General features: G+C 70.3%; 1 protein-coding gene. It reads right to left on the bottom strand.

The window, feature by feature from the left end; all coding sequences use genetic code 11:
• On the bottom strand, window positions 1-367 hold a 367-nt coding region (locus tag K206_RS0137150), incomplete at both ends, for an AraC family transcriptional regulator (RefSeq protein ID WP_020207223.1).

Below are 367 nucleotides of genomic sequence, written 5' to 3'. Positions count from 1 at the left end.
ACCACGACCCGCCGCTCGCCGATCAGCGCCAGCTTGCGCGAGCCGGCGAAGATGTCGCTGGGCTTGAGCCCGTAGACCTGCCGGATCGAATGGCTGAAATGCGTGGAGTCCGGGTAGCCGGTATCGAGCGCCACGTGCGCCAGGTTGGAATCCTGCGTGACGTAATGCAGCAGGCTGCGCGCGCGCTTCCAGGTGCGGAAGCTGCGGAACGGCGTGCCGACCTCCTCCTTGAACAGGTGCAGGAAGCGCGAGAACGACAGATGCGCCGATGCCGCGCAGGACTCCGCCGTGGCGGTGGCCGACGGCGCGCCGCGGATGCGCTCCACCACCGCCTCGATGCGCGGGTCCAGCCGGCGCCGCGCCAGCG

The organism is Cupriavidus sp. WS (assembly GCF_000395345.1).
Classification (GTDB): Bacteria; Pseudomonadota; Gammaproteobacteria; order Burkholderiales; family Burkholderiaceae; genus Cupriavidus; species Cupriavidus basilensis_B.
This window is presented reverse-complemented; position numbering and strand designations above follow the sequence as displayed.